The sequence below is a fragment of the Bacillus sp. S2(2024) genome, from assembly GCF_050474045.1.
Taxonomy (GTDB): domain Bacteria; phylum Bacillota; class Bacilli; order Bacillales; family Bacillaceae_G; genus Bacillus_A; species Bacillus_A yunxiaonensis.
In genome coordinates, this window is the sequence record NZ_JBFLUS010000003.1 from 1,379,279 (window position 1) to 1,402,624 (window position 23,346).

Here is a 23,346-nt window from a genome sequence, read left to right on the forward strand (position 1 = left end):
CGGAAAATAATTACATTTAAATGTTATAATGAAATGCAGTATTGTTTTATTTTAGGTAAGGAGGGGACATATGCAAGGAGAGATACAAAAACAAAGAAGTTCAAGTTATATAAGTAATTTATTATTACCTATTACAAAGTCACGTCATTTTACTTTTTTATGGATTGGACAACTTTTTTCAGTTCTTGGAAGTTCAATCACAATGGTCATTCTTCCAGTGGTTGTATATAAGTTAACAGGCTCGACAGTTGTTATGGGGATAACAATGGCGATGTATATGCTTCCAAATGTACTTATTTTACCATTTTCGGGATTAATTGTAGATCGTTTTAACCGTGTTAAATTGATGTTACTTACTGATATTGTTCGGGGAATAGTAATGACAACGTTAGCAACTCTCATGTTTACTGACACTTTAACAATCCATATTTTATATGTATTAGTAGCGATGTATGGTCTTATGGAGGGGTTATTTCAACCAGCCTATTCAGCAATTCGAGCAAGGGTGTTTGTGCCGGAAATTCGGAATGCAGCTAATGCATTAACGCAGATGAGTAGCCAGGGTGTGCGTTTAATTGGTCCAGCGCTTGGAGGTATCATTGTTTCTATTGCATCAGCAGGTATAGGTTTTGGCTTAGATGCATTGACATACTTGCTCTCTTTTGCATGCTTACTATTTTTGAGAGATTTGACAGCAAAAAAAGTGCCGGAATCGGCAGATAATAAAGTGAATCTAAAAAAAGATTTCACAGAAGGAATTGTAGTATTAAAAAGTCATCCGTGGTTATGGATTACAATTCTAGCATTTTCGTTTATTAATATTTGTCACGCGGGTATTGTAGTTGTCTTAATTCCTTGGCTATTTAATATTCATCATCACTTCGACCCTTTTGTCTACGGCCTTGGAATGGCATTTTCTGGTGGAGGTGCTGTAGTTGCTGCTCTCATTTTTGGCGGGAGGCAGAGATGGTATAAACGCGGGTTATTGGCTTATGGTGGTGTTTTAATTAGTGGATTGGCGCTCTTAATAATGCCTTTTGTCTCATGGGCACCAGCATTAATTGGATTAATGGCTATTGAAGGATTTGGCATTATGATTTTCGGTTTAATTTGGGAAACGAGTTTGCAAGAACTTGTGCCGGAAGAAGCGTTTGGTAGAGTTGTTAGTCTCGATATGCTTGGATCCTTTGCACTGTTGCCGTTAGGGTATTTGATAGTTGGATGGTTGGCCAATATAATTGGTGGTATTTTGACTATCATCATTTTAGCGATTGCGGCTATTGTAGTTGTTCTGGCCGCTTTATCTGTTTCGAGTATTCGTCAATTTGATTGATTCAATATATGTATCATGTAGTGCCTTCGATTGGAAGTGTGTAAAAAGGTTATTTTCATAAGTTAAATGAATTCAATTGAAGAATGATAATTTAATATTTTTATCAGGTAATGAATATATAGTATTAACTGTTTTTATTTTTATCCCGATATTTGTGAGCAGTAGGACTCCCACTATGGGAAGGTTCAAGGAGGTTCTTATGCAAAAATATATACTTCTTGCAAAGTTTACTCGTGAAGGAAATGTAAATATAAAAAATATTAGTGAACGTTTTTCTAACTTACATAAGAATTATGAACGATTCGGTGGACGTATTTTAACGGCTTATGCCATCGTAGGTGAATATGATATGGTTATCACCTTTGAAGCACCTGATACAGTAGCAGTAAAGAAAATTGATTTAGCAGGAAAATTACCAGGAATGGTAGAAACAAAGATTTTTCCACTATTGAATATGGACGAATTTCAGCAACTAGTAATTGAAATCTAAGTTATAAGATATGGTGTTTTCTATTTAGGATTGATTTTATAATTTTTTACAAGTTCATTCTAGCTATCCTTGATATCGAAGGCTAGCTTTTTTCATTTTTTTCATGTGAATGAAATGTCTCTTTTTCTAGTTGTATTTGTTTTTGTGGGAGGAGTTCTAGTATGATGTCAGCAGCGGCAAGGGCATTTAATACAGATGAAAGGTAGCTGTCTCTATTCATATGTATTATTGTCGATCATTGTTACTATTGCAGGGTATTTGAGTACATACTTAATTGGATAACAATCATCATTACATGATAATAGAGCTTTTTAAAGGAAGGTGCCATTTTAAATAGTTAGTTAAACAAAAAATAATCTTTTCCTATAGGAATTCGTTATATATAGCAATCAATAATCACATAAGTATTGAGCGTAAGAAAACGTAATTATAGGACGACATTAGAAATAACTTTCGAGTCAAATAACTATAAATATATGATAGTAATGTTCAAAATAAAAAAGAGTAAATTTTATTTTTACGATATAATTACATTATATAGAAAAATTGTATATTTCATAAAGGAGGAGTCGTTTTGTATGAAGATGGAACATAAAAAGTTTGTGAAAATCGCTGCCAGCTTAGGGATTTCGACCTTTTTGTTAGCAGGGTGTGCTAGTGATGATGAAGAACAAGATGTTTCAAGTACAGATACTAATCAAAATCAAGATGTAAAAGATAGCAAGCAATGTCCACCTGAATCTAAAAATCAAGATAAGGAATGCTTTGAGAACCTTCCGCAAGAAGGACCTGTAAATAAAACTTCTTCTAATTATAATAATCAAACATATACAGACAATGGTATGAGTTGGGGAGGTATTATTTTACCATTTGCAGCAGGTTACATGCTCGCGAACATGGGGAATCGTGGTAATGGATTCATGAATGGGAAAATGCTAGATAGACAGGGAGGGAATAATTTTACTCCTCTCATGAAGAACCAAAGCCCTTGGAATCCAGCTCTAAACTATGACAAGGAACGAAAAGATAAGGGTACCTCTTCAGGAGGAGGAGTGGGAACCTCTTCTAATGGAAATAAAGTAGATTTGAATAAATCTACACAATCATCTTCAAACGGTACGGAGACAACTACTAAAGGAGGGCAAACATCAACACCTGGGGCGACTACACCAAATGGTTCGAGTGGTATAGGGAATTCGAAAGCACCAGCTGGTTCTTAAATTAAGGAGGAAAACAGATGCTGTCTGAATATGAAGAAAAACAATATATGAAAAAATGGTTTTCACTTTCTGAAAAAGCAGCTGAAGGTGGATTTACATGGCCGAGTTTACGAGAAAGTGATGAATGGTGCCAATACATGTCTACAGGTATATACCGAATGTCAGCTACCCAATTTGAAGCTATCCAAATTGCTACAGTTCATGTAAGGGATATTTTTCAAAGGACATACGAATATTTACGTGAGCATAGGGAAAGTTTTTTAAAGCTAAAGTTCCCAATTGAAACATGGGAAGTGGCTAGAATGGAACATAAAAATATATTTTCATATTTTACTCGTTTCGATTTTATTGTTAATGATTATGATATTAAACTAATTGAAATGAATTCAGATACTCCTACAGGTTATTTAGAACCATCTGTTGCAAATAAAGTACTATGTGATTATCATGGAGTATCACATCCGAACACAATTGAGATAAAATTGAAACAAACGTGGGAACAAATCGTTGAGGATTACAATATTCAGTCCTATGAAAAAGTTCATTTTACCAGCTACGATTGGCATGAAGAAGATTATCAAACGGTACAATTTATACGTAAGCATTGTCCTGTGCAAAGTGATTACGTTGGAATTCAAAGTATTATTGTAGCGAAAGAGGGGTTATATACAACAGACGGTACTAAAATTAACTATTTGTATCGATTATATCCATTAGAATATTTGGTAGATGATACGGATGAAGGTGGAAAGAAAATAGGATTACAATTTTTAGATCACATTGCACAAGGAAGGGTTAAAATTATTAATCCACCATCTGCATTTTTGATGCAAAATAAAGCAATACTTGCATTGATTTGGGAATTGTATGAAAAGAATGAATGGTTTACAACAAAAGAACAGCAAGTAATTGAAAAATATTTTTTACCTACATATTTTACGAACGAACCCCTCAAAAATGGGGATTATGTATCTAAAGCATATTTTGGACGTGAAGGCGGGGGTGTTTCTATTATTAATAATGGAACAATTATTGAAGAAGATATAACGGAATATTACTATAACCAAAATAAAATTTATCAAAAATATACAGAAATGCCAGATTGCACAATTGATACTTGGGACGGAGATTATACAGGGAAATTGTTAATTGGTTCCCACTTAATTGGCGGAGAAGCAGCAGGTGTATTTTTACGAGTAGGGGAAAAAGTCACGGGTAATCTTTCCATGTTTATTGCTGTAACGACTGATTAATCATGTCTTTGCAAGGAAAATGTGTAATACATAATTAAGAAAAGACAGGAGGTGTTACTGTAACTAAGTAACGCCTCCTGTCTTCTGACAAATCCTCCATATTTATCCCGCTATTCAAGGACAGTACGACCCCCATCTCAAGATGCAGAGAGAAGCGAGGAGGATAGGTGGGGGATAACTGCTGGCATGTGCCCGATTGATTCAACTAACCATCAGTGGGAGGTGGGAAAATTCTCCACTGATGGAAGTTTCACTTTATTTAAAGGGGAGTGCAAATTATGTTGATAATAAATTACGTAAAAATTAATGAGAATGTGACTATTAATAAGCTATTAGCTTTGAAACAATTTATTTCATCTGAGAAAGTTAATCAAATAAAAAAGTTTAAATTTGAGGAAGATAAAATACGCTCAATTTTAGGGGAGTTACTTGTCAGATATACAATTTGTAAGAATTCAAATATTGAAAACTCTAATATCTCTTTTAAAAAAAATGAATTTGGAAAACCATATATTGATTGTAATTATGGCATATATTTTAACTTGTCTCATTCTGGATCTTATCTCATATGTGCTATTAGTAATCAAAATATCGGAATAGATATAGAGAAAATTCAGGATATAGATATAGCTATAGCACGCAATTTTTTCTGCGATAGTGAATATGATGAAATTGTTTCCGCACCTGAGTCAAAAAAATATGAGTATTTTTATTCATACTGGTGTTTGAAAGAAAGTTATATAAAATATATTGGAAAAGGATTAACAATTCCTCTTAATTCATTTTGCTTTGAAATAGTAGATAAAAATATAAAAGTGATTCAATCAAATGAAGAAAAAAAAGAAAAATTCGCTTTGCTTTCTATCAGCGATGATTATAAAGCTGCGGTATGTTATTTAGCAGCAGAAATAGAAACAGTTAGTGAAATAGCTTTGGATGATATTATTACTTATTTTATCCCACATTAATGGGCAGTAAGCCCCCGCCTTAAGATTCAGAGAAAAGTGAGGAATAAAGGTAGGGGCTTACTGCTGGCAAGCGCCCTATTGGTGAGAGCTTTCCGTCAGTAGGAGATGAAAAACTCTTTACTGATGGAAGTTTCACTTTATCAATTAAATATGAAGTTATAATTCTTTAACATGATATAGAAAACATTTTATATATTTTTATAATAAAGAAAGTAATAAGTATATGAAGAGAGATGTAATGCTAAAAAGAGTGATGCTATGAACCTAATTATTTTATACGAGAAATGAATTTCTGTTGTGCGAAACATCAAAAAACATCATATTTCAATATGATGTTTTTTGATAAGTATGAATTGGATTATTTAATATAAGTTTACATATCAATTCAGGATATTCATTAATAAAAAAATGTCCCCCTTCAAAGTGGGTGATATTCTCAATATTTTCTAAATAATTTCCCCATTTTTTTTCATGAAATATAACTGAGCTGTCATTGATTCCATTTATCAAGGTAGTAGGGCACTTCAATTTGTAATCATTATTAATATCGTTAAAAGTTTCTAAAACAAGAAAATCAGCTTTAATTGAAGGTAATAAGTAGTCAATTAATTCTTGGCAATTCAGGATTTCTTCATCCATTCCACCCAATTCAGTAAGTTTCGAAATAAATTCCTTATTTGAAAGTGAAGAGATAGAATAAGAATCCTCCCAAATAACGTTTGGTGGTCTAGTACCTGACAAGTATAGATGCTTAATTTTGTATTTAGAAAATGTATTTTTTTCAACGTATTTTGCTATTGAATAGGCTAACAGTCCACCCAAACTATGCCCAAACAATTGGATTTCTTCACCATACTTAGTATTTGTATCAATAAAATCTAATAAATCGTTAATAAGTAAATTGTAATTTTCAATTAGTGGTTCATTACTTCTTCTTCCCCTACCAGGAAGTTCAATAGGGGTGAGTTCAATTTTAGGATATAGATTTTTTTCCCAATGATAAAAAATGGATGAACTTCCACCTGCATAAGGTAAACAAAATAACTTCATAATTATATCCTTTCAATTATGTTATTTTTGTTGTTTTATACCAAATTTTCTGACTAATTAGTTACTAAAACTTTTTCAGGAATAGTATCTAATTGGTTATTATAGAAGTTGTAGAAAGAACCTTGTTTAACTGTTAAATCACTGAATGAACCATGTTCAATGATGGAACCTTTTTCAATATAAATAATCTCATCATATTGATTTAGGATACTTTCATCAATTTTGTGTGTGATTGAAATTACAGTAGTATCCTTAAGTGCTAAGAGTTTTGATTCTAACTCTCTAGATGTCTTAATATCTAATGAAGATGTACCTTCATCTAAGATTAATAGTTGCGGATTTTTTATAATGGATCTTGCAAATGCAGTACGTTGTTTTTGACCACCTGACAAATTGGCGCCATTTTCTCCAACCAAAAAGTGAACATCTGAGTTTTTTTCTTCAATAAGTCCATCTAAACCACTGAATAGAATAGCTTCTCTAAATTTTTCCATATTGTAATTATTGTGAAGACAAATATTAAAATGAAAAGAAGAATCAAAAAGATAAACGTTTTGATGTAAAACTGATAATAGATTATTTAAACTTGTTTTGTTTAAATCTTTTAAACTAGTTTCATCATAAAAAATGTCACCAGAATAATTTTGATAATTTCCCGTTAAGAGCTTTATTAAAGTAGTTTTCCCACATCCACTTGGGCCAACAATTGCGTATTTTTTTCCCCTCTCAAAACGTAAAGATATATTGTTCAAAATATTTTTCTCACTATCACTGTCATATGAAAAGGATACATTATTAAAAATGATTTCATTTTCATATGTTGCAGGAGCTCCTGAGATATTGTCATTTTGAATACAAGCATTATTTTCAATTCTTTCTAAAATAGGCTTAGTACTTTTTATTTTAGGTACACTTTGCATAATAATCATAATTGGGTTTACAAAAAAGCTGCTTAATTGAATAAGCGCAACTAATGTTCCAACAGTAATATTATCGATTAATACTAAATAAGCACCAATGAATATTACTGATAGCATAGAAACAGTAGCAAGAACGTCTGATACTGTTGCATTTAATGTTAGAAGTTTATCAGCATTATATTTTACTTGCGCTAACTCTTTATTTTCATCCAAAAATTTATTTTTAATGAATTTATTCATATTATAGGACTTAATTACTTCAAACCCTGAAAAATAATCCTTTATTGATTTTGTAAATAAAGCATATTGTGCAGCTAATTCGTTTTGTTTAGTTTGCATATTTTTTCCAATCAGACTTGGAACTATAAACATAACAAACAGAGCAACAAATAAATATGCAGCGACAATAGGACTGAATTTTAGGATGAGCACTAAAGTACCTACAAAGACAGCTATATTAGATAAAATTTCTAACATAGGAAGCAGATAATTCTCTTCAACTATTTTAATATCATTACTTAATAAAGAGATATAATCAGCAGAATTAACTTTGGCAAACTCGTTTGTATTTTTGTTCATGATGCCTAAAAAAATGTCTGTTCTCATAGATTGTGTAATAATTTGAATCATTTTCTTTCCAAATAGTGTACTAAGGTATTTTAATACTCCAAGCAAAATGAAATAGATTAGCGCCACAATGATTGTCGTTCCAAATTGATTAAAATCTTTTTTTGTAGCTAGATCAATAACTTCTTGTAAGAGTAAAGCGACATATACAGTAGCCAAAGAACTAATAATAGTTAACAGAATAGTCAATAGAGAGATAATAGGTTTCTTTAAAATGTATTTTTTCATTTTTTCACCTTTCGAAGGATCGTACTTTTAAAGTACAATCCTTATTAGATTAAATACGCCTATGGCAAGTCCAATGACAATAAGGGTAGAACCAAATGTAGCCTTTTTTCTACTTTTAATTAATACCATTCCAATAATGATTAAAATAATACTAAACATAATATTTGCACCTAATAGTGTAGAATTACCTCCTCCAAAAAAGTCATCTAATTTCTTATCAATAAAGTTTTCCATACCCTATACCTCCATTTTTTTTACATTATTAGTTAGGAAGAAAGTTGATACTACAGCTCCAATTAATATTAGAACCAAAAAGAGATTAAATAAATTTGCTACATTGGCACTATTAGTTAGATTAAATACAATGTTGCAAAATATTGAACCTAAGATCACAGAAGAAAGAATTGTTGTTGGCACACTTTTTTTAATAAAACCAATACCTACTGAAATGACACCAATACTACTTGCTAACAACGAAAATTGAATCAAACTATTTAAAAGATAGGATAATACGAATGAATCGGACATAAAATGAAGTATAGAATTTATAAGAATAAGACAAGGAAAGATAAATAATGAGCTTAATAGGTAAGCGCAGAATACAAAAATATAAACACTTACTAATTTAGCAATCATCATTTTTCTTCTGCTTATTGGATACATAAAGAGTAGTGTGGCTTGTTTTGCATTGTAAGCTTCAACAATTATTTTGGAATACATAACTGAACTTAGTACACCAAAAGCAACTAGAATCATTGATTGACCAAGCGGAATTAAGGATTTGTAAAAGGTGAAATTTTGCATTTCAACATCACCTTCATTATGGGAAACATAGCCCAACAGGGTAATTAGCCCAAGCAAAACAGCAGTTATAGCAACAGTAGCAATTAAATATGTTTTTAAGTCTACTTTTTTCAGTTCAAGCTTAATTAGTTCGCGCATTTTAATGCTCCTCCTGTTACGATATTTAAGAAAAGTTCCTCTAATCCTTCAGGGTGCTCATCTCTTACATCATTCATAGTTACTTCTGTTTTTAATTCGCCTTTTACAATAATTCCTATTTTGTCAGCGATATGTTCAATCTCACTTAAAATATGGCTTGAAATAATGAGAGTCATATTTTTAAGTTGAACTAGGTCCAAGAAAAGTTGTCTCATTTCTCGAATTCCCATTGGATCAAGCCCATTAATAGGTTCATCTAAAATGAGTAGTTTTGGATTATGAACAATTGCTCTAGCAATTGCTAATCTTTGTCGCATTCCAAGAGAATAATTAGAGACCGGTTGATTGTTTGTAGGTTCAAGACCTACATCTTCAAGTGCTTTAGCAATATCACCGTTAGAGCAATTCATATATTTAAGATGAATTTCAAGATTTTCAGTAGCTGAAAGATGTTCAATAAAAATAGGAACTTCGATAATACTACCAATGTTTTTTAATATTTCCTTTTTTTGCGTTGCAATATTTCTGTTAAATACCTCAATTTTTCCGTTAGTTACTTGTTGCAGCCCTGTAATGAGTTTAAATAAGGTAGTTTTTCCTGCACCGTTAGGTCCTAACAACCCATATATACTGCCTTCTTCAATAGTTAAATTAATTTTTTTAATTACATCATGACCATTGAACGTTTTAATAACATTCGATATTTTTAATGGAGCATTATTTTGTTTTTTCATTTTAATCTCCTTTAATTAATATAATTTGTGATAACGAACAAGTAATATTAATAATATGAAATCCAAGAGTGTCTGATATGTTATAAAAAAATAAATCTAGTATAAAATTTAGTATGATTCATTTTATAAATTGATAAGTTATACCAGAGATCTATTAGTAAAGCAAATGATTGTGAGAATTTATCAATATATTCTAGTTGTTCTTCAGAGAAATTGAATTCTTCTTTTAACTATTTTTTATCATCTCGAGTTAGTATCGTCATATAGACACAACTAAGTTAATTCAGCAAAATGTACTTACAAAGGAGTGTCCATAGTACAACAAATTTCAAACAATGATGGTCGAATTCTATTGTCCTGGAAGAACAGTAAATAAGTATTGAATATGTCGTATCAGAGGTGACCGTCTATAAATGGATCACAAATATTCTCCCATTGTATAGTAGACGAAAAGGAACTGACATCAAATGATGTAAAACAAATGCAAAAAGAGATGTTTCGTCTCAAAGAGGAGAATGAGATTTAAAAAAAGGCTATGACCATATGTGCCAGAAAATAAGCGATACGCAATGAATTGAGTTCATTGATGTTGAAAAGGCAGCCCTTATGACAATGCTTGCATCGAATCTTTTCACGCCTCTTTAAAGAAAGAAGAAGTGTACCAAACAAGGTATGTGACATTTGATGAGGCAAAACCAGCACTCCTTTAATATATTGAAGGTTGGTACAACAGAAGACGAATTTACAGTGGCATTGGCTATCATACACCTCAAACGATGGAAGCGGCAGCACGTAAGATTGCCTAAAGACTTAACTTTTTAGCATCCAGGATATTGACGTAGATCCATCGGAAAAGTAGGCATCAGTTACAGTGAATTAAAGAATTGAAAATTCAGAATTGAAAAGCCGGTTATTGATTGTTAAATAAAGTTCTAGGTCTTCATTTATTATCACTAGTAACATTTTTAAATCCTTTTTCTAAAAAAAGATTAGATGCAACTTCAAGAATCAATTTGTAAGTATGTTTGAGGGTTTTTATTACTGCCATTTGCTTTCCTCCTTAGTTTAGATACATGTTGTATGTCATGTTGTATGTATTTATACCATGCGCTTAAAAGCTCAGTCAATAACATTAGAATATGTAAATTTTAAAGGACAAAAACATACATTTAAGGGACAAAAACATTGAAAACATAAAAAAATATGCATACTTACATATATAGGTAGAATAGGGAATTTATTATACAAAAATCATTATTTGGTTTTAAATTTAATTATTTTTGAAGAGGGGAAAAGAATGAAAACTTTAATGTCAGAAGTACAAAAAAGGTTATTTGTTATCGATCAATCACAAAATGAAAATATTACTTACAATGTGCCGATGATTTTAAAATCTGATGGGAAAATAGATATCATTAAATTGAAAAGGTCGTTAAATGATTTAATTCAAAGACACGAAATTTTGAGAACATCATTTGAATTTGAAAATGGTCAGTACTATCAAGTTATTGATAATCCCTATGAAATTTCTATTGAAGAAAGTTCTATTTGTTCCAAATTAGATTTTGAAATTGAATCATTTATTAGACCTTTTAATTTATCTAGCAGTAAATTGTTTAGAGTCAAAGTACTTCATATGAATGAATGTGACTACCTACTATTGGATTTTCATCATATTATTTTTGATGGTGGTTCAATGAGACCTTTCTTCAATGAATTATCACAACTATATAAAGGTGAAACATTAAAAAAACAAACAATACAGTACCGAAATTATACGCTGTGGAAAAACAGTCAAAATGAATTAAGGCATGAAAAGTTTTGGACTGATAAATTTTCAGATGGAGCACCGGTATTAAATTTATATACAGATTATACTAGGGGACAGAATAAATCATATAAAGGGAAAGAGTTAAAAACTGTTTTAGATACTAAAATCTATTCTTCGATAAAGAGATTTTGCAAAGAGAACAAAATTAGTGAGTATTCTTTCTTTTTAGGTGCTTACTATATTCTCTTGAACAAAAATTCTTTACAAAAGGAAATAGTAGTTGGTACTCCAACAGCAGGAAGAAATCATCCTGAAACTCAAAATATGATGGGTATGTTTGTAAATACATTGGCTTTAAAAATGGAGATTGAAGAGGGCGTATCTCTTATTGATTTTTTAAAACAAGTTCATAAGAATTGCTTAGAGAGTTTTGAACATCAAGAATATCCATTTGAAAAATTATATGAAAAAATCCCATTTGAGTCTGATAGTTCAAGAAACCCAATTTTCGATACTATGCTTGTGCTGCAAAATAATGAAATGCCTGAATATATTTTGGGTGATTTAAAATTAGAAATGCTCGATATTAAAAATACAGTTTCAAAATTTGATTTAACCTTATCTATAGAAGATTTAACCGAAGAATATAAATTATCGTGGGAATACTGCGTTGAATTATTTAAAAATTCTACTATTTCTAGGTATTCAGAACAATACATTCAAATTATTAAAGAATTAATTCTATATCCTTCTAAAAAATTAAACGACATTAATGTAACGAATACAAAAGAATTGGAGTTATTAGAGAAAGTCTTTAATAATCCAAAAAATTCTTTAGACAGTGAAGAAACAATTATCGATGTATTTTCAAAAATTGTTGAGAAGTATCCAAATAAAGTAGCAGTGAAATATTGTGAAGAAGAGATTACTTATCAAGAACTAGACATGAAATCAAGTATTGTTCGTAATAAATTGCATGATATTGGAACGAAAAAAGAGGAAATAATTGGATTGGTTACAGATAAATCAATTGAAATGATTATTGGGATGCTAGGGATTCTAAAAGCGGGAGCAGCTTATCTGCCTATTGATCCAACCCATGCAGCAAAAAGAGTAAATTATATGTTAAAGGATAGTTCTGTTAAGACTCTAATTCTAGGACCTATTCATTCATCAAATGTAAAAGTGGAAGAACTTGAAATGATACAAGAAATAATTAATTTGAAAAATTTAAGAGACGAAGGAGTAGAAGAGAATCAAAAGATAAAATGTAATCCAAATAATCTTGCTTATGTAATTTATACTTCCGGAACGACTGGAAATCCTAAAGGAGTAATGATTGAACATAAGGGAGTTGTTAACTTAGCTAAGGCACAAGCTGAAATTGGCGGATATAATCCTGAAGACGTTGTTTTACAATATTTTAATTATATATTTGATGGCTCTGTTTCAGAAATATTTTCAGCTTTACTAAATGGATGTACATTAGAGGTAATTTCTGAATCAATACGATTAGAACCAAGAGAGCTTATTAAAGTTTTAGTTAATAAACATTTTCAAGTTATCCCCTCTATGTTTAGGACAATGATTGATTTTGCAGTTGATAATAATATGGTAGAAGAACTATTTAAGTTTAAGAAACTTTATTTAGCAGGCGAAGTGTTATCGCTAGATTTGGTGGGAAAAATAAAAAGTTTAAGTAAAGAAAAAATAAAAGATATCTATAATTTATATGGGCCGACAGAAAATACAGTATGTGCAACGGGTTATAATCTTGGCTCACTTAAAAATGAAAATAGTATCCCAATTGGAAAACCGGTTACTGGAACGAAAGTTTTAATAATTCAAAATAATCAAAGGTGCGGAGTCGGTTTAGTAGGTGAAATCTGTTTATCTGGTATCGGGATTGCTCGTGGATACTTGAATCTAGGTACTATGACAAATGAAAAATTTATTCTAAATCCGTTTGATTCTAAAGAAATTTTATATAAAACTGGTGATTTGGGAAGATGGAATGAGAATGGAGATATTGAATACCTTGGAAGAATTGATGATCAAGTAAAATTTAGGGGTTTTAGAATTGAATTAGGTGAAATAGAACAAAAATTAAGGAAAATAGAACATATTTTAGATGCTATTGTTATGATTAACAATGATACTGGTAATGAATATTTGGCAGCTTATTTATTGCTAAAGGAAGAAATATTAATAAATCAGATAAACGATGTTTTATCAGAAAGTTTACCAGACTATATGATTCCTAGTTTCTATTTAGTAGTAGATAACTATCCGCTAACAGGGAGTGGGAAAATTGATAAAAAAGCTTTATCAATGCTCGGTAATTTATCAACAGTTCGAGATGATGCAGTGGAAGAAAAATATGATTTGACTCAAATATTAGTTAAAGAAATTTATACAAATGTTTTACGTGTAGAACGAATCAGATTAGATGATAATTTCTTTAATTTGGGAGGAAATTCATTAAAAGCTATTCAGGTAGTAAATTCAATAGAAACAAGTTTCAATATTAAATTCAACATAAAAGATGTTTTAGAACTGAAAACTATTAGAAAAATTAGTGAAAAAATTGAAGATGTATTAAAAGGAAATGTTGATACTTCATATGAAATGGAAAATATGTTAATTGGTGAAGCGGAGGAGCTATAGAAATGGTAAAAAAATATAGGATGAGCTCTGCTCAAAAAAGATTATTTGCAATTGATCAATCGCAAGATGTCGGAACTTCATATAATATGCCTGTAATGATGAGTTTTGAGGGGAAAATAGAAAAAGATAAGTTACAACATGCAATTAAAGGCCTTTCCGAAAAATATGAACTATTGAGAACCAATTTTGCTATCCATAATAATGAGTTTGTTCAGATTGTTAGTGACTCACAATTAGTTACATTAGATTACTGTAGCATTAAAAAAATAGAAGATATAGAAAGCTATTATGCAGATTTTATTCGACCGTTTGATTTAACAAGCGGTCCTTTGATGAGAATTCAGTTGATTGAAGAATTCGATGGAATGACTTATTTAATGATTGATATTCATCATATAATCGCTGATGGTGAATCAATTGGACTAATTTGGAGGGACTTATCGAAAGCATATGCAGGTGAAGAATTAGAAAGACCTAAAATTCAATATAAAGATTTTAGTGCCTGGGAAAATAAGCTTGATTTAACAAAACAAAAGGAATTTTGGATAAATGAATTTATGGAAGAAGTTCCAACAGTTGAATTAGTTACTGATTTCCCGAGAAAAAATAAACAAAGTTACAATGGAAAAGTAAAAATCAAATATCTTAATAAGGTATTAAATCCTAAAATCGCTAAGTTTTGTTCAGAGAATAGTTCAACTGAGTTTATCTTTTTTTTAGCAGTGTTCAATATCCTTTTGAGCAAATATGCTAGACAGAAAGCTATTATTATTGGATCACCGTTTTCAGGAAGAATTAATGCTCAGTTACAGAATATGCTAGGAATGTTCGTCAATACTCTTCCTATTAAGACAGTAGTTGAGAGCAACGAAAATTTCCTGAATTATTTAGAACAAGTAAAAGAAAAGTGCTTTTCTATCTATGAAAATCAAAATTACCCTTTTGAAAATTTATTATCAGACCTTGATTTAACTAGGGATTCTTCTAGAAATCCGATATTTGATATTATGTTTGCTCAAGAGAGTGCTTCTGAAACGATTTACCTCGATGAATTTGAGGCAAAAATAATGAATCCAGAAATAGTTACTGCAAAATTTGATTTATCTTTAACTATGATATCAAAAAATGATGGGTATACAGTGGGATGGGAATATTGTACAGATCTATTTAAAGAAGAAACAATTGAGATTATGGCTGAGCACTATGAAACATTGTTAGAGAACGTTTTGAATAATCCTGGTTCGTTAATTAGTGAACTAAGCATGATTAACAGGGTTGAAGAAAAATTAATTTTAGAAGAATTTAATAAAACAGAAGCTTATTATCCTAAAGAGAAAACAATCATACAATTATTTGAAGAACAAGCGATGCAAAACCCTAATGGTGTAGCTGTAGTTTTTGAAGGGGAAAATTATTCTTATAAGGATATTAATGGTCAAGCTAATGCTATTGGTGCAAAATTGAGGAATTTAGGTATAAAACCGGATGACATAGTAGGTTTAATAAGTGAAAGCTCAGTGGAAATGATTGTCGGAATATTAGGGATATTAAAATCTGGAGCTGCTTATATGCCAATTGATCCGAAGCATCCTATAGATAGGGTTAGCTATATGGTTCAAAATAGTGAGGCAAAGGTAATTTTATTTGGCCAAGGAGGAAACAGAACGCTAAATAAATTACTTGTTGAGTTTAATGAGTTAGAAACAATTGATTTATGTAGTGATAAAACTGAAATTAGTATTAATTTACCTCTTTTATCAAGGCCAAATCATTTAGCTTATATCATTTTTACTTCAGGCTCTACTGGTACCCCTAAGGGAGTAATGGTAGAGAACCAGGGTGTGGTGAATGTTAGTTATTGGCAAATTTTAAATGGAGAGATTGATAATAAAACTAGAGTTATACAAAATTATAATTATATATTTGATGCTTCTGTTTCTGAAATTTTTCCTACCTTAATAGCAGGGGGAACTTTATTAATGTTATCGGAAGAGGATAAAAAGAACCCTGGTAAGTATTTGGAATTATTGGTTAATTCGCAACTTTGTTGTGTCCCTTCAATGTTTAGAGAAATTTTAGAGTATGCAAAAGCACATAATTTAATTGATAAATTAATACAATTTGACAAATTGTATTTAGCTGCAGAAGCATTACCAATAGAATTACTAAAAGACTATATGAATAGTACTGGTAGGAATTTAGATCAGGTCTACAATATTTATGGACCAACTGAAACAACAGATTCTGCTATTTGTTATGATTTTTCAGGCATGAATAACGTAGAGAAAGTATTGATTGGTAAACCAATATCCAATTTAAAATTATATGTTTTAAATGAGAATCAGCTATGCGGAATTGGGGTTCCTGGAGAGTTGTGTATTAGTGGTGATGGGATGACCCGGGGATATTTAAATAGACCGGATTTAACAGAAGAAAAATTTGTAGAAAATCCATATCTTCCTGGACGAAAGATGTATCGAACAGGTGATTTAGTGAGATGGACGCCAGATGGAAATATTGATTATCTTGGTCGAATAGATGAACAAGTAAAAATTAGAGGTTTCCGTATTGAATTAGGTGAAATTGAAAGTAAGCTAAGAGCACTACCTGAAGTGTCAGACGCTGCAGTATTGGTGAAAGAAAATAATGGATCGAAGATCATTTGCGGGTACATTATTACAGAATCTTCTGTAGAACCTGCTTATTTAAAAGAAGAACTAAGTCAAAACTTACCAGAATATATGATACCTGCATGCTTTGTTCAGTTGGAAGAATTTCCACGAACTCGAACAGGTAAATTAGATCGTAAAGCTTTACCAGACCCTAGTTTTACAGACCTAGAAGAATATATTGAACCTAGAAATGAGAGAGAAGAAGCTATTGTACAAGTTTTTCAAGATGTGTTAAATATTGATGGATTAATCGGAATCGATGCGAATTTCTTTTCATTAGGTGGAGACTCTATTAAGGCCATCCGAATTATTTCGAAGTTAAGAGAAAAAGGATATAGCTTAAAAGTTCCAGATATTATGGACAAAAAAACACCTCGAAGAATCGCACAAAGCGTTCAAGTGAAAGAGGAAGTGCTAGAGATTGACCAATCGGAAGTTATAGGAGAAGTTTCACTGATTCCAATTCAAAAAGCGTTTATGGCTCACAAAGGAATGGACAAGCATCATTTTAACCAATCCGTTTTCTTACAAATCCCTACGGGATTAGCGCTTCTACCTTTGAAGCAAGCGTTAAGATCGCTGACCATTCATCATGATATGTTAAGAGCTACTTATAGAGAGGGGAAACAAATCATTCTATCTGTAGCGGATAGTGAATTTGTAGCGGTAGAAAGCTATGATTACACCGCATTCCCATTGGAAAAAGCGTATGCCATGGTTGATGAACAGTCTACTAAAATTCAAGCTAGTATGGATTTGGAAAACGGTCCGCTTTTAAGAGCTGGAGTCTTTCAGCTACAAGATGGTGATTATCTTCTATTAAGTATTCATCATTTAGTGGTAGATGGAGTTTCTTGGAGAATCTTGATAGAGGATCTTAAAGTAGCCTATGAAGCTGCTAAAAATGGAAAGGAGATTCAGTTACCTCCTAAAACTCACTCCTTCAAGGAGTGGGGCTTGGCACTGCAATCTTATCGCGAAAGCTCTCAATTACAGTCTGAAGTGAATTATTGGAAGACTGTTGAGTCTAAGGTGAATATAGGAAAATTGTTATTACCTGTAAAAGAAGAGGGATTATACTTAGAGCCTCAAAAAGTAACAATGTCCTTATCTAAAAAAGAGACTGAGAACCTACTACAAAAAGCCGGCACAGCTTATTCAACTGAAATTAATGATTTATTATTAACGGCAGTTGGTCGTGCGGTGAACAAGATCACAGGTCAAACTTCTTTAGCCATTCATATGGAAGGGCATGGACGTGAAGCAATTGTGGATTCTATGGTCATTGATCGTACTGTCGGTTGGTTTACGAGTACGTATCCAGTTGTCTTAGAGGAACTTGGCGATTCTATTGGAATGGATATTAGTAAGACGAAAGAAACTTTACGGAGAATTCCTCATCATGGAATCGGTTATGGCATTCTTAATGAATTGGGAGCGACTGTTCTTGAAGGAGTGGAACCTGATTTAACTTTTAATTATCTTGGCGAGTTTCAATTTAGTCAATCTGGAGAAGATTTTTCAGAGAGCAGTCTTTCACATGGAAGAGATGTTTCAGAAAAGGATACTTTCCATACCAAATTATCTTTAGATGGTGCAATCTCAGATAAAAAATTAAGTGTAGTTTTAAGCTTCAATGGTTCAGAGTACGTAAAGGAGGAGATGGATGTTTTCATCCAAACAATTAAAGATGAATTATTAGAAGTCATTCAACATTGTTTGGAACAAAAAGAAACGATCCGAACGCCTTTTGACCTTGGGGAAGAAAATTGGTCACTTGAAGAATATAACAATGTTGTTCAAAAATACGCGGAAAAGGGATATGAGGTTGATCGCATTATCCCGATGACAGGGATGCAAGAGGGAATGTTGTATCACAAATTGTTAAATGAAGAGTCAAGTGAGTATGTTGTTCAAAGTGTGTATTCTGTTAGTGGCTTACATTCTGTCGAGCATTTGAAAATGAGTTTGGATTTATTAAAAGAAAAGCACGGCGTGCTTGAAACGAGTATTGCTTATCAGAATGTAAGTGAGCCAAGGCAAGTGATGTTAAAAGGAAGAGATATTGAATTTAATGAAATAGATCTTTCACAGTCAAAAAATCAAGAAAAGGAAAGAGAAGCCTTCTTAAAAGAGGATGTTCGAAGAGGTTTTGATTTAGAAAACGATAGTTTAATTCGTGTAGCTTTCATTCACTTAGAAAATGAATCGCCTCAATTAGTAATTAGCTTCCATCATATTATAATGGACGGCTGGTGTACTTCAATTTTGATGAATGATCTGATCCAGTTCTATTCTCAATTGGAGTCAGGGGTACAAAAAAATACAATTCATGAGAATTTATCATCTAGATATGATTATGAGAGTTATATTCGATTAACGCAAAAAAATGACAAAAAAGCCGCGCGAAACTATTGGACAGAATTATTAGAGAACTATGACAATGAGTCTATAATCAAAGGATCTATAGAAAACAATTCAATTGATGGAGAAATTCAAGTACATGAAGTGCATTTAAGTATAGAAGACACCCAAAAAATTGAAGAATTATGTCAATTTGAAAGTTTAACATTAAATACTTTTGTAGAGGCTGCATGGGGAATATTATTGCAACATTACACAAATCAAAATGATGTTGTATATGGGAAAATTGTATCAGGTAGAAATATTGATATACCTGGTATCGAAGATATGGTTGGGTTGTTTATTAATACAATTCCAATTAGAGTTGAAACAAAAAACAAAGAGACCTTTTTAAGTATGCTATCAAGGCTACAAAAACAAGCCATTAAAAGTAGTGAATTTGATTATTGTTCGTTAGCAGAAATACAATCGCAATGTACAAATTTAGAGAATGATTTAGTTCACACAGTAATTGCTTTCGAAAATTATTACACTCAAGAAAGTCCACAAGAAACATCGCTTAAATTGGAATTATTAAGCGGTAGAGAAGAGACTAATTATCCTTTAACTGTAGCAGCTTATAAAGATGAAGCTTTAAAGTTTGGTTTCATGTACCAAACAGATAAGTTTACAGAAAATGATATTATTTCAATTTCTAATCATTTCGTAACAATTATCAAAGAAGCAATCACTAAAAATGATATTTTAATTGATGAAATTGATTTTATTGATGAAGAAGAAAAGAATCTGGTGATTAATAGCTTTAATAATACTACGATGAATTTTGCTAATTCTAAATTAATTGTAGAATTATTTGAAGATGTAGTGAAGAATAATCCCGATAAAGTAGCTTTAAAATTTAAAAACGAACTCGTTACTTATAAAGAGTTGAATAATTGGGCTAATTGTATTGGCTATAGTTTAAGAAATTCCGGGGTAGGTAAAAATGATGTAGTGGCATTTGTGACAGAAAAATGTAATGCAATGGTGGCTGGTATATTAGGAATATTGAAATCGGGGGCAACATATTTACCTATTGATGCATCTCATCCAAATGAACGTGTGAATTATATGCTTGATAATGCGTCAGTTAATGTAATATTGCAAGGTTCCGGAAAAACATTGAGTTCAGAAATTTTAAATAAATATAGATCGATTACTATAGATGATATTAGTGTTGAAAGTATCCCAAACTTACCACATATAAATGATATAGAAGATTTAGCTTATATCATTTATACTTCCGGGACAACTGGGAATCCTAAAGGTGTAAAAATTAATAATAGGAATGTACTAAATTTAGTAGAATGGCAGAAAAATAATGCGGAGTTTAATAATAAAACGGTTGTCTTACAGTATTTTAACTATATATTTGACGGATCAGTTTGGGAAATATTCCCGGCCTTATTATCAGGTGTTACCTTAGAAATTGTGCCCGAAGAGTACAGAAATGAACCTTCATCTTTAATTAATATGTTCAAAGATCGCCAATTGACAATAGTACCGTCTCTTTTTATAGCATTAATGGATTATGCAATTGAAAATAAAATGATAGAACAATTTAATTCATTCGATAAATTATTTCTAGCAGGCGAAAGTCTTCCTTTAGATGTGATAAGAAAATATCAAAATATTTCTAATGGAAAGATTGATGATGTATTTAACGTATACGGTCCAACAGAAACAACAGTTTGTTCAACTTACTATAGATTTAATTCAAAAGAAAAAATCAAAGAAGTATTAATTGGTAAGCCTATCGGTAACACAAAGTTATATATTTTGAAAGGGAATAAACTATGTGGTGTTGGGATTGAAGGAGAGCTTTGTATTGCAGGTGAAGGTGTTAGTGAAGGATATGTCAATCAACCTGAACTTACAGAAGAAAAATTTGTTGAGAATCCGTATAACCCTGAAGAACGTATTTATAGAACCGGAGATTTAGCGAGATGGACTTCAGATGGAAATATTGAGTATCTCGGTCGAATTGATGAGCAAGTAAAAATTCGGGGTTATCGAATTGAGCTTAGTGAAATTGAAGGAAAGCTCAGATTAATTAATGGTGTAAAAGATGCAATCGTGATACCTAAGATGATTAATAACAATCATGAATTATGTGCATATATTTTAAGTGAACAAACAATTGATTTTGATTACATTCGTAAAAGTTTAGAGAGAGATTTACCTGACTATATGGTCCCGCACTATATGATGACAGTAACAGAATTCACGAAAACCAAGTCAGGGAAGGTTGATAAAAAAGCATTGCCAGTTCCTCAATTGATCGTACAGAACAAGTATGAAGAACCTAGAAATAGTATCGAACAGGTAGTGGTTGATATATTCAAAGAAGTTCTAGAGGTTTCCGAAAGAATAAGTGTTACTGATAGTTTCTTTGATTATGGTGGTGACTCACTAAAAGCTATTAAAGTCATTTCAATGCTTAGGAAAAAAGGTTATGACTGCAACATTAGAGAGATAATGGATAGGAAATCAGCGCGAAAAATCAGTGAATTCTTTGAAAATGAAAAATTATTACTTACAAAAGAAACAAAAGTAAATGTAAATTTCAATTTAGATGAATATATCTCAAAAAATTATGGAACATATATTCATAGTAAAGAAAAAGTCGTTTTGGTTGATAAAGTTAAATACCGTATTCTGTTTGTGGAAAATATCACCTTAAATTTAAAGAACAGAGTTTTAGAGGCGATAAACTTGAATATGGAGCCGGAAGTTTTTCCTAATTATATTCTAGATATGAAAGACTATGAAAAAGTTAAGGACAATATGTCAAGGTCGGAATTTAAAATGACTCTTTCTGATAATGAGATTAGCGAAAATATTATTAGGTATAAGAAATTTGATAGAGACAGCTTACAAAAACTAATTGACATGGATAAAATTGATCTTTATTCGCCATCTCCAATACAGGAGTATCTTTTAACATTTCCTTATTCAATTATTCAAGATGAATTTACTATTCGAGGAGCTTATCATGCTGAAGATTTCATTGAAGCTACAAAGTATTTAATCAAAGAGCATGGTTCATTAAGAAGTGTATTGCTAAAAGCTAATGGATTAAATCTAATAGGTGAAATTTCAAGTGATGAAGTTCAAGGTATTGAATATGTTGATTTGAGATACAGTTCTTTAGAAACTTATGATCAAACAATGAAAAAAATTAAGTCTATTGATCATTATAAAAATATGAATGAATGGGATGTATTAAGTAATATTTTTATTGTTCATGAAGATGAAGTTACATTTAGTATTCACATTTCATCACATCATAGTGTTTGGGACAAGGCAAGTTCATTGATCTTAAAAAATGAACTTATCGAAATACTAGAGAATGGACTAAAACCTAATATTTCTAGAAGTAGGTATTCTGATTATGCACAACTTTCTAATCAATTAGTAGAAAATGAGGATCAAGAACTAACTAAATTTATTTCAGAGTATGAGAATTCATTGATAACTTATTCTCGTTTAAATTATCAAAATAAAATTGTTCGTGCAGAACTTGCTGTTGTAAAAATTCCAGAAGAGATATTAACTAATTTTGATGAAGAAATATGGGGTCTAATGGAAAGGATATTAGATGTAATAGTTTTTGAAAATAAACTTACTAATGGAAGTGATGTAGTTCCATTGCAATTCGTGCAAGAAGAACGAAGCAGTATTGACCATAAGTTTATGAATCAAACTGGACCTATAATTGATATGCTTCCATTAATGAAAAAGTCAAATTTCTCAATACTAGACCAAATTAATCAAGTTAAGGTAATGAAAAAAGTTTTTGGTTTAAATTGGCTCAATATCTTTAGAGAAAACTTTAAATTGATGGACGGAGTTTTGTTAATTAATTATTTAGGTCTCTATGAAATGAATTACAAAGAATATATTGAAGACATAAGTTCTGATAATTATGAAGCAGCAAGAGAGATAACTTTCAGTAAATATGAAGATAAATTAATAGTTCGTTACCCAGTATTTGAGAACTGTAATAAAAATATCAAAGATCTTTTAAAGGAAAAAGTTAACCCATATTTACAAATTAACTAAACT

12 protein-coding genes and 1 pseudogene are annotated in these 23,346 nt (G+C 31.2%); 8 read left to right on the forward strand and 5 right to left on the reverse strand.

Features of this window, described 5'->3' with window-relative positions; genetic code table 11:
* Window positions 1-70 precede the first annotated feature (70 nt).
* From AB1284_RS07030 to AB1284_RS07050, 5 genes are all read left to right on the forward strand, one after another.
* Complete coding sequence (locus AB1284_RS07030) at window positions 71-1,333, forward strand: MFS transporter (protein WP_429750598.1); 1,263 nt, start codon at window positions 71-73, stop codon at window positions 1,331-1,333.
* A gap of 199 nt (window positions 1,334-1,532) precedes the next feature.
* The gene (locus AB1284_RS07035) at window positions 1,533-1,823 is read left to right on the forward strand and encodes a GYD domain-containing protein (protein ID WP_429750597.1); all 291 of its coding nucleotides are present in this window, start codon (window positions 1,533-1,535) and stop codon (window positions 1,821-1,823) included.
* Between the two features lie 578 nt (window positions 1,824-2,401).
* Complete coding sequence (locus AB1284_RS07040) at window positions 2,402-3,043, forward strand: hypothetical protein (protein WP_429750595.1); 642 nt, start codon at window positions 2,402-2,404, stop codon at window positions 3,041-3,043.
* A gap of 17 nt (window positions 3,044-3,060) precedes the next feature.
* Window positions 3,061-4,296, forward strand: a complete 1,236-nt coding sequence (locus AB1284_RS07045; protein WP_429750593.1) for a glutathionylspermidine synthase family protein — start codon at window positions 3,061-3,063, stop codon at window positions 4,294-4,296.
* A gap of 278 nt (window positions 4,297-4,574) precedes the next feature.
* Window positions 4,575-5,264, forward strand: a complete 690-nt coding sequence (locus AB1284_RS07050) for a 4'-phosphopantetheinyl transferase family protein (protein ID WP_429750591.1) — start codon at window positions 4,575-4,577, stop codon at window positions 5,262-5,264.
* 324 nt (window positions 5,265-5,588) lie between these two features.
* Here the strand turns inward: AB1284_RS07050 and AB1284_RS07055 are convergent, their stop codons facing one another.
* From AB1284_RS07055 to AB1284_RS07075, 5 genes are read right to left on the reverse strand one after another with little or no spacing between them, the layout of a single operon-like run.
* Complete coding sequence (locus tag AB1284_RS07055) at window positions 5,589-6,314, reverse strand: thioesterase II family protein (protein ID WP_429750590.1); 726 nt, start codon at window positions 6,312-6,314, stop codon at window positions 5,589-5,591.
* A 53-nt stretch (window positions 6,315-6,367) separates the two neighbouring features.
* The gene (locus tag AB1284_RS07060) at window positions 6,368-8,089 is read right to left on the reverse strand and encodes an ABC transporter ATP-binding protein (protein ID WP_429750589.1); all 1,722 of its coding nucleotides are present in this window, start codon (window positions 8,087-8,089) and stop codon (window positions 6,368-6,370) included.
* Window positions 8,090-8,116: 27 nt separating this feature from the next.
* Window positions 8,117-8,323 carry a hypothetical protein gene (locus tag AB1284_RS07065; protein WP_429750587.1) on the reverse strand — a complete coding sequence of 69 codons (207 nt, stop codon included), beginning with the start codon at window positions 8,321-8,323 and terminating at the stop codon, window positions 8,117-8,119.
* A gap of 3 nt (window positions 8,324-8,326) precedes the next feature.
* The gene (locus AB1284_RS07070; protein ID WP_429750585.1) at window positions 8,327-9,031 is read right to left on the reverse strand and encodes an ABC transporter permease; all 705 of its coding nucleotides are present in this window, start codon (window positions 9,029-9,031) and stop codon (window positions 8,327-8,329) included.
* Complete coding sequence (locus tag AB1284_RS07075) at window positions 9,019-9,765, reverse strand: ABC transporter ATP-binding protein (protein WP_429750584.1); 747 nt, start codon at window positions 9,763-9,765, stop codon at window positions 9,019-9,021. The genes AB1284_RS07070 and AB1284_RS07075 overlap by 13 nt, the downstream gene beginning before the upstream one ends.
* A 593-nt stretch (window positions 9,766-10,358) precedes the next feature.
* On the opposite strand from AB1284_RS07075, the pseudogene AB1284_RS07080 reads away from it, so the two are divergent.
* The 3 genes and pseudogenes from AB1284_RS07080 to AB1284_RS07090 all read left to right on the forward strand — a co-directional run.
* Window positions 10,359-10,571: pseudogene (locus AB1284_RS07080) on the forward strand (integrase core domain-containing protein); the annotation flags it as partial.
* A 491-nt stretch (window positions 10,572-11,062) separates the two neighbouring features.
* Window positions 11,063-14,203, forward strand: coding sequence for a non-ribosomal peptide synthetase (locus AB1284_RS07085; RefSeq protein ID WP_429750582.1), 3,141 nt, complete (start codon window positions 11,063-11,065; stop codon window positions 14,201-14,203).
* Window positions 14,204-14,205: 2 nt separating this feature from the next.
* Window positions 14,206-23,343, forward strand: coding sequence for an amino acid adenylation domain-containing protein (locus AB1284_RS07090; protein WP_429750580.1), 9,138 nt, complete (start codon window positions 14,206-14,208; stop codon window positions 23,341-23,343).
* Window positions 23,344-23,346 lie beyond the last annotated feature (3 nt).